General features: G+C 57.9%; 10 protein-coding genes. 7 read left to right on the top strand and 3 right to left on the bottom strand.

Translation table 11 applies throughout. The features are described 5' to 3' along the window. Positions 1-48: 48 nt before the first annotated feature. The gene (gene dsdA / locus HNR62_RS01165) at positions 49-1,419 is read left to right on the top strand and encodes a D-serine ammonia-lyase (RefSeq protein ID WP_204794268.1); all 1,371 of its coding nucleotides are present in this window, start codon (positions 49-51) and stop codon (positions 1,417-1,419) included. On the opposite strand, the gene HNR62_RS01160 is transcribed toward dsdA, so the two are convergent. Then, on the bottom strand, positions 1,396-1,998 hold the full coding sequence (locus HNR62_RS01160) for a transglycosylase SLT domain-containing protein (RefSeq protein WP_204794267.1): 603 nt from the start codon (positions 1,996-1,998) through the stop codon (positions 1,396-1,398). The genes dsdA and HNR62_RS01160 overlap by 24 nt on opposite strands. 208 nt (positions 1,999-2,206) lie before the next feature. Between HNR62_RS01160 and HNR62_RS01155 the strand changes: the two genes are divergently transcribed. Next, positions 2,207-4,465: an arginine/lysine/ornithine decarboxylase gene (locus HNR62_RS01155; protein ID WP_204794266.1), complete on the top strand. Its 2,259-nt coding sequence runs from the start codon at positions 2,207-2,209 to the stop codon at positions 4,463-4,465. Positions 4,466-4,525: 60 nt separating this feature from the next. Here HNR62_RS01155 and HNR62_RS01150 read toward each other — a convergent pair whose 3' ends face one another. Further along, complete coding sequence (locus tag HNR62_RS01150; protein ID WP_204794265.1) at positions 4,526-4,828, bottom strand: hypothetical protein; 303 nt, start codon at positions 4,826-4,828, stop codon at positions 4,526-4,528. Between the two features lie 383 nt (positions 4,829-5,211). Between HNR62_RS01150 and HNR62_RS01145 the strand changes: the two genes are divergently transcribed. From HNR62_RS01145 to oppF, 5 genes are all read left to right on the top strand, one after another. Beyond that, positions 5,212-6,831, top strand: a complete 1,620-nt coding sequence (locus HNR62_RS01145) for an ABC transporter substrate-binding protein (protein WP_204794264.1) — start codon at positions 5,212-5,214, stop codon at positions 6,829-6,831. A gap of 80 nt (positions 6,832-6,911) precedes the next feature. Further along, complete coding sequence (oppB, locus tag HNR62_RS01140) at positions 6,912-7,832, top strand: oligopeptide ABC transporter permease OppB (protein ID WP_204794263.1); 921 nt, start codon at positions 6,912-6,914, stop codon at positions 7,830-7,832. A 13-nt stretch (positions 7,833-7,845) separates the two neighbouring features. After that, positions 7,846-8,769, top strand: coding sequence for an oligopeptide ABC transporter permease OppC (oppC, locus tag HNR62_RS01135; RefSeq protein WP_204794262.1), 924 nt, complete (start codon positions 7,846-7,848; stop codon positions 8,767-8,769). Between the two features lie 9 nt (positions 8,770-8,778). After that, a complete protein-coding gene (oppD, locus tag HNR62_RS01130) occupies positions 8,779-9,783 on the top strand; it encodes an oligopeptide ABC transporter ATP-binding protein OppD (protein ID WP_204794261.1) in 1,005 nt (334 codons plus the stop codon). Next, positions 9,780-10,796, top strand: coding sequence for a murein tripeptide/oligopeptide ABC transporter ATP binding protein OppF (gene oppF, locus HNR62_RS01125; protein ID WP_204794260.1), 1,017 nt, complete (start codon positions 9,780-9,782; stop codon positions 10,794-10,796). Before oppD ends, oppF begins: the two co-directional genes overlap by 4 nt. Positions 10,797-11,391: 595 nt before the next feature. Here oppF and HNR62_RS01120 read toward each other — a convergent pair. Beyond that, a partial coding sequence (locus tag HNR62_RS01120; RefSeq protein WP_204794259.1) for an ISAs1 family transposase occupies positions 11,392-12,012 on the bottom strand: 621 nt, incomplete at its 5' end.

The following is a 12,012-nucleotide window of genomic DNA, read 5'->3' as shown; positions in this document are numbered from 1 at the left end:
CTTCCCGGCTGATATACTGGCCCGAGCCCACTTTCAGGACTCGATACCATGCATTCACACCCCTGCTATTCCAGAGAAGCTATCGCCACTCTCTGCCAGACTCATCCTCTGGTCGATTCGCTGATGGCGCTGCAACCGCTCAGCTGGTTCAATCCGGAACGAAAACCGGTCGAACAGGCGTTGTCTGCCGTGGGTCTGACCGCCGGTGACGTGGCCGATGCCAGCCGGCGACTGAGCCGTTTTGCCCGCTATTTCTGCGCCGCCTTTCCCGAGACCCGGGCCGGCGGCGGCCTGCTGGAATCGCCGGTGCAGACCATTCCGGCCATGCAACAGGCGCTGGCCGAACGATACGAGCAGTCCATCGACGGCACCCTGCTGCTGAAGCTGGACAGTCAGTTGCCCATTTCCGGCTCGATCAAGGCCCGCGGCGGCATCTACGAGGTGTTGCAACACGCGGAAAAACTGGCACTGAAAGCCGGTCTTCTGCATCTGGACGACGATTATGCCCGGCTGCACAGCGAAGCGTTTCGCGAGTTCTTCGGCCGCTACAGTGTCGCGGTCGGCTCCACCGGCAACCTGGGGCTCTCTATCGGCATCATCAGTGCCAAACTGGGCTTCAAGGCCAGCGTGCACATGTCGGCCGATGCCCGCCAGTGGAAAAAGGACATGCTCCGCAGCCACGGGGTAACCGTGGTGGAATACGAGAGTGACTACTCGGTGGCGGTGGCCCAGGGCCGGGCGGAAGCCGAACAGGACCCGAATTGTCACTTTGTGGACGATGAAAACTCGGTACAGCTGTTCCTGGGCTACGCGGTCGCCGGGGAGCGGCTCAAGGCCCAGTTGGCCCAGCAACATATCAGGGTCGACAAGGAGCATCCGCTGTTCGTCTATCTGCCCTGTGGCGTGGGCGGCGGCCCCGGCGGCGTGGCCTTTGGCCTCAAACTGGCCTTTGGCGACGCGGTACATTGCATCTTTGCCGAGCCGACCCACTCACCCTGCATGTTGCTGGGGGTCTATACCGGCCTGCACGACCATATAGCGGTACAGGATCTCGGTATCGACAATCGCACTGCCGCCGACGGCCTGGCCGTGGGCCGCGCCTCCGGCTTTGTCGGTCGCACCATGGCGCCCATGCTCGACGGCTTCTATACCCTGAGCGATGATGAGATGCTGAGCCTGCTGGGCTTACTGAGCGAACAGGAAAACATTCGCCTGGAGCCCTCGGCCCTTGCCGGCATGCCGGGACCTATCAGGGTATCGAGCGAGACCGAAGGCTACCGTCAGCGGCAGGGACTGACCCCGGCGCGGATGGCCCGGGCTCATCACCTGGTGTGGGCCACCGGCGGCGGCATGGTGCCCGAGGCGGAGATGGCCCGCTACCTGACCCAAGCCGCCTCAGCCAAACCAGCCGCGGTTTAAGCTGTCTTTGCATTGCCAGTACTGGCTCGCGTAGCGTTTGGCGCGAGCCTCGACCTTGCGTGATGTTTTCAGCAGCCAGCCTTTGCGTTGGTGGCTACCGCGACGGTAGCCACCCCAGCCTTCGTGATAGTTCAAGTACTGGCCATAGGCATCCCACTTCGACACACCGTTGATTTTAGTGGTCTTGCTCATGTACCAGCCCATGAAATCCATGGCATCGTCGAAGTCGTCTCGACTCGACCAGCCGTTGCCGCTTTCGCGCTGATAATCGGCCCAGGTCTCGTCTTTGGCCTGGGCATAGCCGTAGGCACTGGAGGCCCGACCGTAGGGAATGAACAGAAAATAACGCATCGGTGGCCGGGCATCGTGTATGAAGCTGCTTTCCTGATACATCATCGCCATGGTGACGTGTACCGGCGCGCCCCATTTTTCCCGCGTATCGGTGGCCGCCTGGTACCAGTTGTCGTGCTGCTCGAAAATGGCGCAGATATTTTCCGGGTTGCGGGGCGGAGAGGCGGCACAGCCGGTCAGTACCACCGCGGCCAGCAGCCCGCCGGCGGCGTTAGCCATCAAGTTCATCGAAGCTCGTCATCATCAGGGAAGGGTGGCTGCAAATAGTGCCTGCAGTTCACCGGGATTTCCAGTGGACCGGCTCCTTCCACTTGTTCCTCATTTTTAATCAACTGTAGTGCATAACCATTTTTGTCAGCCCCGACACTAAGCAGTAGAATAGGCTCAGGACGGGCTCGGCTATCGAGCATCTTTACCGGAAACTCAAGGAAACCCGATGCGCTTTTATTTCCCCATCATCATTATCGATGAAGATTTTCGCTCCGAGAACACCAGCGGCTCGGGCATTCGTGAACTGGCAGCCGCCATCGAGAAGGCCGGTATGGATGTGGTGGGTTACACCAGCTATGGTGATCTGACCTCCTTCGCCCAGCAGCAGAGCCGGGCTGCCGGCTTTGTGTTGTCCATCGACGACGAAGAGCTGGCCGGCAGCCATGAAGAAGCCCATTCGGTGCTGGAGCAGTTACGCCGCTTCGTGGAGCAAATTCGTCATCGCAACCCGGATATCCCCATTTATCTTTACGGCGAGACCCGCACCGCCCGTCATATTCCCAATGCCATACTGCGCGAATTGCATGGCTTCATTCACATGCACGAAGATACCCCCGACTTCGTGGCCCGGCATATTATTCGCGAAGCCAAGGGCTACCTGGATACCCTGGCGCCGCCCTTCTTCCGCGCCCTGACCCACTATGCCCAGGACGGCTCCTACTCCTGGCATTGCCCCGGTCACTCCGGTGGGGTCGCCTTTCTGAAATCCCCGGTCGGACAGATGTTTCACCAGTTTTTCGGCGAAAACATGCTGCGGGCCGATGTCTGCAACTCGGTGGACGAACTAGGCCAGTTGCTCGATCACACCGGCCCGGTGGCGGCCAGCGAGCGCAATGCCGCCCGCATCTTCAACGCCGACCACCTGTTTTTTGTGACCAACGGCACCTCCACCTCCAACAAGATAGTGTGGCACTCCACGGTCGCGCCCGGTGACATAGTGGTGGTCGACCGTAACTGTCACAAGTCGATACTGCACGCCATCATGATGACCGGCGCCGTGCCGGTGTTCCTGATGCCGACCCGCAACCACTACGGCATTATCGGTCCCATACCGCGCAGCGAGTTCGAGCCGGCCCGCATCCGTGAAAAGATGGAAGCCAACCCCTTCTGCCGCGAGCTGCTGACCAAGAATCCGGATCTCAAGCCGCGGGTACTGACCATTACCCAGTCCACCTACGACGGCATTCTCTATAACGTGGAAGAGATCAAGCATCTGCTCGACGGTGAAATAGAAACCCTGCACTTCGACGAAGCCTGGCTGCCCCACGCCGCCTTCCACGACTTCTACGGCGACTACCATGCCATCGGCGAAGGCCGGCCCCGCTGTCAGGACTCTATGGTGTTTGCCACCCAGTCGACCCACAAGATGCTGGCCGGCCTGTCGCAGGCGTCACAGATACTGATACAGGACGGCGAGGCCAATCGTCTCGACCGCGACGTGTTCAACGAAGCCTATCTGATGCATACCTCCACCAGTCCGCAGTACGCCATCATCGCCTCCTGCGATGTGGCGGCGGCCATGATGGAAGAGCCCGGTGGCACCGCGCTGGTGGAAGAGTCGCTGGCGGAAGCACTGGAGTTTAGACGCGCCATGCGCAAGGTAGGGGATGAATACGGCAGCGACTGGTGGTTCCAGGTCTGGGGACCGGACGATCTGACCGATGACGGCCTGGATGATCGCGATGCCTGGATGCTGCACCCCGGCGAAAGCTGGCACGGCTTTGGCGATGTCGAGCCGGGCTTCAACCTGCTCGACCCCATCAAGGCAACCATACTGACGCCGGGCCTGAACATGCAGGGCGAGTTTTCCGACAGCGGCATGCCGGCGGTGGTGGTCACCAAGTACCTGGCCGAGCACGGTATCGTGATCGAAAAAACCGGCCTCTATTCGTTTTTTATCATGTTCACCATCGGCATCACCAAGGGCCGCTGGAACAGCATGGTCACCGAATTACAGCAGTTCAAGGACGATTACGATAACAACGTGCCCCTGTGGAAGGTGTTACCCAAGTTCATTCAGGGTAACCCCAGCTACGAGCGGGTGGGCCTGCGCGATTTGTGCGATCAAATCCACCAGATCTACAAGGAAAACGACGTGGCCAGGCTGACCACGGAAATGTACCTGTCGGATCTGGTTCCGGCGATGAAGCCCGCCGATGCCTTCGCCAAGATGGCGCACAAGCAAATGGAGCGGGTACCGCTGGACGATCTGGCCGGCCGCACCACGGCGGTGATGGTGGCACCCTACCCGCCGGGTATTCCGCTGCTGATCCCCGGTGAGGTATTCAACGAGACCATCATCAGCTACCTGAAATTCGCCCGCGAGTTCAATAGCCGCTTCCCCGGCTTCGAAACCTATATTCACGGTCTGGTATCCGAAGAAGTGCAGGGGGAAACCCGCTACTTCGTGGATTGCGTGGCCTGAAACATGAAGGCCCCTGCTAGCGCAGGGGCCTTCATGTTATCTACTGTATTACCAGCAGCGTTACAGATCCGACATCAGCTCTTCGTATTCCTTGATCACATCATCGATCACTGCATTAAGATCAAATGCGTCTCTGCGTGACAGATGCAGACAAATATCATCGATAGAGCTGCAGCCTTTTTCATTGCAGACCAACAGCACATCCTCGCCGCTTAGTTTAAAGTGAACTCGTTCCAGTTCACTGGTGATATGCTGATGTTTTTCCGGTATATCTATCTCTATGGTGCCGCAGGGTTGAATGATGATATTGGCATGAAGAGTATCACCGCTTTTCAGGGTGTAGCTGCGCTTTCTGGCTAACATCTCGATCCTCACTTATCCCAGTCCTGTTTCACACAAACCAAACCCCCGTCAAAAACAAACCGACGGAGGTGATGATATTTTCATCCAGCCAACTTAAGGTTAGTTCAGCTTTCATTGCTTGCAAAATGCACAAAAAAAACGGGCCGTCGTAGCCAGTATTACCCCTTTTCCCCTTCCGCTAATCTGAGCCCGCTTGTTGTATTTTTGTTGCAACTCGCCTATCGTCTCAGCTGTGTCAGTTCTCGAAATCTGCTTTCAATACTTTGATTATTTGAGTTTTTTACCGATTTAATCGACAAATATTCTGTGCACCCTGTTAATCGGATTGTCCTGTTCCACCACAACGGTGGCCCTGGAACACGGTTCTTGATGGAGTAAGCGACATGACACGGAAAAAGACGACCCTGGCCATGACGGTGCTGAGCGGTACGCTACTGGCCGGCCCGGGCTGGGCCGCCGAGGTGCCCGCCGGCGTACAATTGGCCAAGGTGCAGCATCTGGTCAAGGGCAACGGCGCCGAGCCGGCGACCCTGGATCCGCACAAGACCGAAGGGGTGCCCGAGTCGAATATCCAGCGGGATCTGTTCGAAGGGCTGGTGGTGTCCGGTCCCACAGGCGAAACCCTGCCGGGCGTTGCCGAACGCTGGGAAACCGACGACAACATGCGCTTCGTCTTTCATCTGCGGGCCGATGCCAAATGGTCCAACGGCGAGCCGGTCACCGCCGAAGACTTTGTCTACAGCTTTCGGCGGGCCATCGACCCCGAAACCGCCTCGCCCTATTCCTGGTATCTGGAAATTCCCACCATCATCAATGCCTCCGCCATCCGCAAGGGTGAACAGGATCTCGTCAGCCTGGGAGTGACCGCGCTGGATAAGCGTATCCTGGAGATCAGGCTGGAACAGCCGGTTCCCTATTTCGTCACCATGCTGGCCCACACCACCACCTATCCGGTCAACCGCAAGGTGATCGCGCTGCACGGCGACAACTGGACCAGACCCGGCAACCTGGTGTCCAACTGCGCCTATGTTCTGAAAGACTGGGTGGTGAACGAAAAAGTCGAGCTGGTGCGCAACCCCCATTACTGGAACAACGACAAGACGGTGCTCGACAGGGTCAGCTATCTGCCCATCACCTCCCAGAACGCGGCCATGAACCGTTTTCTGGCCGGCGAGCTGGACATGACCAACGAAATGCCCATCGAACACTTCAAACGCCTGCAAAAGGAGCACCCGCAAGAGGTCAGGGTCACCGGTTATGTGGGCACCTATTACTACCAGTTCAACACCCGAAAGCCCCCCTTCGACGATGTGCGGGTGCGCAAGGCGCTGTCCTATGCCATCGACCGGGAGGTGATCGCCAATCTGGTGATGGGCCAGGGGCAGAAGCCCGGCTATACCATGACGCCGGAGATCGTCGACGGCTTTACCCCACCGGTGTTGGATTGGGCCGGCTGGTCCCAGAAAGAGCGCGACCACCGGGCGCGCGAGCTGCTGGCCGAGGCAGGCTTCAACCGGCAGAATCCGCTTGCATTCGAGCTGCTCTACAACACCAGCGAAAACCACAAGAAGGTGGCGGTGGCGGTGGCCTCGATGTGGAAGAAGCATCTGGGAGTAGAGGCCGAGCTGGTCAATCAGGAATGGAAAACCTACCTGGATACCAAGACCCAGGGCAACTTCGATGTATCCCGTGCCGGCTGGATTGCCGACTACAACGAGGCCTCGTCCATGCTGGATCTGTTGCTGACCGGCCACGGCAATAACGATGGCAAGTATTCCAACCCCGGGTTTGACCAGCTGATGCAGGCTTCCCGCGCCATTGTCGAGCCGGCGCTGCGCAATGCCAAATATACCCAGGCGGAAGAAATCCTGGCCGAAGACATGCCCATAGCACCCATCTACCAGTATGTGACCGCGCGGCTGGTGCAGCAGTATGTGGGCGGTTACCCCGACAACCCGCTGGACAACCTCTATTCCAGAGACATGTATATTCTGGCGCACTAACGGCTTGTGTTGTGATAGTCGCCACTTGATCAGAGCGATACTGGCGACCGGTTTGCGACCGGGGCCAGGGAGATATCAAGATGTTCAAATTTATCGTCAGGCGGGTACTGGAAGCCATTCCCACCCTGCTGGTGTTGATCACCCTTTCCTTCTTCATGATGCGCTTCGCGCCGGGCAATCCGTTCAGCTCGGAACGCAGCCTGCCCCCCGAGGTGCTGGCCAATATCGAGGCCAAATACGGGCTGGACAAGCCGGTACTGGAGCAGTATTTCGGTTATCTGGGCAATCTGCTGCAGGGGGATCTGGGGCCCTCGTTCAAGTACAGGGACTTCTCCGTCAACGAGCTGGTGGCCCAGGCACTGCCGGTGTCGGCAGAAATCGGCCTCTATGCCTTCTTCGGGGCCCTGCTGTTCGGAGTGACCCTGGGTGTAGTGGCGGCGCTCAGGCAAAACAGCTGGATTGATTATCTCACCATGTCCACCGCCATGGTCGGGGTGGTGATCCCGAGCTTCGTGCTGGCCCCCATACTGGTGCTGGTATTCGCCATCACCCTCAAATGGCTGCCCGCCGGCGGCTGGAACGGCGGCGCCCCCCAACACCTGATTTTACCGGTGGTGGCCATGATGATGCACTATATCTCGGCCATTGCGCGCATCACCCGCGGCTCCATGATAGAAACCCTGAGCGCCGACTTCATCCGCACCGCCCGGGCCAAGGGACTGCCCCTGCGCCATATCATACTGCGTCATGCACTGCGCCCGGCCATGCTGCCGGTGGTGTCCTATCTGGGGCCGGCCTTCGTGGGCATCATCACCGGATCCGTGGTAATCGAGACCATCTTCGGCCTGCCCGGCATCGGTCAGCTGTTTGTCAACGGTGCCCTGAACCGGGACTACTCCATGGTGCTGGGACTGACCATTCTGGTCGGTGGCCTCACCATCACCTTCAATGCCCTGGTCGATATCCTCTATGCGGTTATCGATCCCAGAATTCGTTATTAACCGGAGTCCCGTCATGGTCGTCAACAAGGCAAAGCGCGAGGCACTGGGGCAGTTTTCCGACCGGCTGGCGTCCGACGAACCGGAGGTGGAAGGCCGTTCCCTGTGGATGGACGCCCGCCGCCGCTTCCTTGCCAACAGAGCGGCCCTGGCCAGCCTGGTCATCCTAGGTCTGATCACCCTGCTGGTGCTGGCAGGACCCTACCTTTCTCCCTACGCCTATGACGACACCGACTGGGGCGCCATGATGGCGGCACCAAGTATCGAAAGTGGCCATTACTTCGGCACCGACTCCCTGGGCCGGGATCTGTTCGTGCGCACTCTGGTGGGAGGACGTATCTCGCTGATGGTGGGACTGATGGGCGCCCTGGTGGCGGTGATGATCGGCACCCTCTACGGCGCCACCTCCGGCTTTATCGGCGGGCGCACCGACAGGGTGATGATGCGGATTCTGGAAATTCTCTATTCCTTTCCCTTCATGTTTTTCGTGATCCTGCTGGTGACCTTCTTCGGCCGCAATATCCTGCTTATTTTTTTCGCCATCGGCGCGGTCAGCTGGCTGGACATGGCCCGTATCGTGCGTGGACAGACCCTGAGCCTGAAAAAGAAGGAATTTATCGAGGCGGCGGAGGTCTGTGGCGTCGGCAAGGCGACCATCATTCGCCGCCACATAGTGCCCAATGTGCTCGGCATAGTAGCGGTATACGCCACCCTGCTGGTGCCGGGCATGATACTGTTCGAGTCATTTCTCAGCTTCCTCGGCCTGGGCGTGCAGGAGCCAATGACCAGTTGGGGGGCCCTGCTGGATGAAGGCTCCAAGTCGATGGAAATTGCCCTCTGGCAACTACTGTTTCCGGCCGGCTTCATGATCAGCACCCTGTTCTGCTTCAATTTTCTCGGGGACGGTCTGCGCGACGCCCTGGATCCGAAAGACCGCTAAGGAGTCATGATGCCCAAGCTGTTGGAAGTCCGGGATCTGCGGGTGGAATTCACCACGCCGGACGGAGCGGTAGTGGCCGTGAACGACCTCGACTTTTCACTGAATGCAGGCGAAACGCTCGGCATTGTCGGCGAGTCCGGCTCGGGCAAGAGCCAGACCGCCTTCGCCATCATGGGTTTGCTGGCCAGAAACGGCCACGCCAGCGGCTCGGTATGCTTCGAGGACCAGGAGATCCTTGCCTTGCCGGAACCGGCGCTAAACAAGATTCGTGCCGAGCAGATCGCCATGATTTTTCAGGATCCCATGACCTCGCTCAATCCCTATATGAAGATAGGTCCCCAGTTGATGGAAGTGCTGATACTGCACAAGGGCATGAGCAGACAGCAGGCGGTCGAGCAATCGGCGCAGATGCTGGACGCGGTGCAAATCCCCGATGCCCGGCAGCGCATGGGCATGTTTCCCCACGAATTGTCCGGCGGCATGCGACAACGGGTCATGATCGCCATGGCGCTGCTGTGTCGCCCCAAATTGCTGATCGCCGACGAGCCGACCACGGCGCTGGATGTGACGGTACAGGCGCAGATCATGGCCCTGCTCAACGAGCTGAAACGGGAGTTCAACACCGCCACCATACTGATCACCCACGATCTGGGTGTGGTGGCCGGCAGTTGCGACCGGGTGCTGGTGATGTATGCGGGCAGCACCATGGAAGCAGGCTCTGTTGACGACATCTTCTACCGGCCCAGCCATCCCTACACCGAGGGTCTGCTGAAAGCGATTCCCAGACTGGATGCAGACGGCGAGGTGCTGCCGACCATTGACGGCAACCCGCCCAACCTGCTGAAGCTCCCGCCCGGCTGCCCCTTTCAGGACCGCTGCCATCGGGTACAGGACATCTGCCGACGTCAGACACCACCGCTGACCGCCTTTGGGAAAGAGCGCCGCCGCGCCTGTCACTGGAACAGCCTTAAGGGTCATCGGGAAAATGCTGCGCGAAACGGAGAACAGCCATGAGTGATAAAAAACCCTTGCTGGAAGTAAACAACCTCAAGGTTCACTTCAATATCAAGCCCAGGCAGTCCTGGCCCTGGTCCGCCCCCGCGACCCTCAAGGCCGTGGACGGCATCAAGTTCCGGCTGTATCAGGGCGACATCCTGGGCATCGTGGGCGAGTCCGGCTGTGGCAAATCGACCCTGGCCCGGGCCATCATCGGCCTGGTGCAGGCCAGCGCCGGCGAGGTGCTCTGGCTTGGCCGGGATCTGACCAGAATTGACCATAAGGAACGGCGGGAAACCCGCAAAGACATCCAGATGATCTTTCAGGATCCGCTGGCCTCGCTCAATCCTCGCATGACCATAGGTGACATCATCGCCGAGCCGCTGCGCACCTTCTACCCGAAAATGCCGAAGGAAGAGATAAAAGAAAAGGTCAGGGCCATGATGGACCGAGTGGGGCTGATCCCCAATATGATTAACCGCTATCCCCACGAATTTTCCGGCGGCCAATGCCAGCGTATCGGCATCGCCCGAGCCCTGATCCTGGAGCCGAAGCTAGTGATTTGCGACGAACCCGTGTCGGCGCTGGATGTCTCCATTCAGGCTCAGGTCGTCAACCTGCTTCAGGAGCTGCAACGGGACATGGGCTTATCCTTGATCTTCATCGCCCACGATCTGTCGGTGGTGAGACATATTGCCGATAGAGTGCTGGTGATGTATCTGGGCAAGCCGGTGGAGCTGGGGGAAAGCCGGGCCTTGTTCGAGCATCCCGCCCACCCCTACACCCGGGCCCTGATGAGCGCGGTGCCGGTGCCGGATCCGGACTATGAACGCAACAAACAGGTGCAGATCCTGCAAGGTGAGCAGCCGTCACCGCTCAAGCCGCCGTCTGGCTGCGTATTCCGTACCCGCTGCCCACTCGTCGATGACAACTGTGCCCGTATAAAGCCCCTGCTGGAAGGCAACGACCGGCATAGGGTGGCCTGCTTGAAAGTCGCGATAGAACAGGCTGTGGGTGAATGCGATAAGTAAAGCATGGGCCTGGCGAGGCCAGGCCCTGAAACGATCATTTTTTATATGGAACCACACAACCACCGTCGCCTTGTTTTTTATTGCTGGCGCAGTATTTCAATAACATAAAATCGACATTAGCTCTTCATGTTCTGCATGTACCTCATCAATCATCTCACACAGCTCAAGTGCGTCCCTGTGAGAGAGATCCAACCGAACCTCTTTGGGAGTTCCACTGTCTTTTGCATGACACACTAACAATATTCCCTGTTTAATGAGCGTAAATTCAATAAGATTTAACTCACTACAGATATATTGTCGCCTATCCGGTATATCAATTTCGATGGTACAACACGGATTAATGGTTATATTGACATAAAGGGAAGTATCACTTTGCAGCAGATAACGACACTTTCTGGCCAACATCATTGTCTCCTTTATTTTTCATTGCTACCGAGAAAAATGTCCTCAGACAACGAATAAAAACAGAACAACTTTCGTATAGCCCATTAAGGCTAGCCTATTTACTGAAGGTTGCAAGTATAAGCGAATATTTCATCGTTATGACATTAAAGAATTTCGATCGGTATTTTCAGCAGGGCGAGAGCACGTATGTTTACTTTTTACCCAATGACGCCATTCCGGCAATGATCACCTGCTCCAGATAGGCACTGTTCATGCTCGCCATCTTTTGTTTTCGCCGGATACTGGCCTTTTTCGAGGTGTCTGCACGGAGCATGTTCAGAGCCATATGCCGGAAGCCAGCGAGGATTTCTGCTGCATTTTCACGATAAATGGGGCAAGCATCTTCCTTCATTGACACGTCGAGTACCCAATGCAGACTATTTTCAATGCCCCAGTGACCACGAACAGCAGCCGCAAACCGTGCTGTGTCCAACTCCGCCGAGCTGATGTAGTAACGGTACTCCAGAGAAGACTTGCCTGATTTATCTTGGCGATAACCGATGGCGACGCCCAGTGTCTTGATGCCCGTCCACTCGGGAAAATCGTCAAGCAGTGCATCAGCTGGCAATACATGGTACTCCCGGGCTTCGATGCGGCCATGTCCCTGCTCGATAGTGACATTGTCCGGGTTGGTCCCCGCACTGTGTACCGGGCGAAGCTCACGCTGTACAGCTCGATGCAGCCGCTCCTGGTTATCTTTTACCGCGAGCAGGTAATCTCCACCTTGGTTGATAATGGCTTCCGCTATCCTGGTCTGGCAACCCATGGCATC

The sequence above is a fragment of the Oceanisphaera litoralis genome, assembly GCF_016907015.1.
GTDB lineage: Bacteria > Pseudomonadota > Gammaproteobacteria > Enterobacterales > Aeromonadaceae > Oceanimonas > Oceanimonas litoralis.
This window is presented reverse-complemented; position numbering and strand designations above follow the sequence as displayed.

What these genes read in the sequence shown, in the direction of transcription:
- oppD (WP_204794261.1), top strand. Translation starts at nt 8,779, where the DNA reads ATGCCCAAGCTGTTGGAAGTCCGGGATCTGCGGGTGGAATTCACCACG.
- HNR62_RS01155 (WP_204794266.1), top strand. Translation starts at nt 2,207, where the DNA reads ATGCGCTTTTATTTCCCCATCATCATTATCGATGAAGATTTTCGCTCC.
- HNR62_RS01145 (WP_204794264.1), top strand. Translation starts at nt 5,212, where the DNA reads ATGACACGGAAAAAGACGACCCTGGCCATGACGGTGCTGAGCGGTACG.
- oppB (WP_204794263.1), top strand. Translation starts at nt 6,912, where the DNA reads ATGTTCAAATTTATCGTCAGGCGGGTACTGGAAGCCATTCCCACCCTG.
- HNR62_RS01150 (WP_204794265.1), bottom strand. Translation starts at nt 4,828, where the DNA reads ATGTTAGCCAGAAAGCGCAGCTACACCCTGAAAAGCGGTGATACTCTT.
- HNR62_RS01160 (WP_204794267.1), bottom strand. Translation starts at nt 1,998, where the DNA reads ATGAACTTGATGGCTAACGCCGCCGGCGGGCTGCTGGCCGCGGTGGTA.
- oppF (WP_204794260.1), top strand. Translation starts at nt 9,780, where the DNA reads ATGAGTGATAAAAAACCCTTGCTGGAAGTAAACAACCTCAAGGTTCAC.
- dsdA (WP_204794268.1), top strand. Translation starts at nt 49, where the DNA reads ATGCATTCACACCCCTGCTATTCCAGAGAAGCTATCGCCACTCTCTGC.
- oppC (WP_204794262.1), top strand. Translation starts at nt 7,846, where the DNA reads ATGGTCGTCAACAAGGCAAAGCGCGAGGCACTGGGGCAGTTTTCCGAC.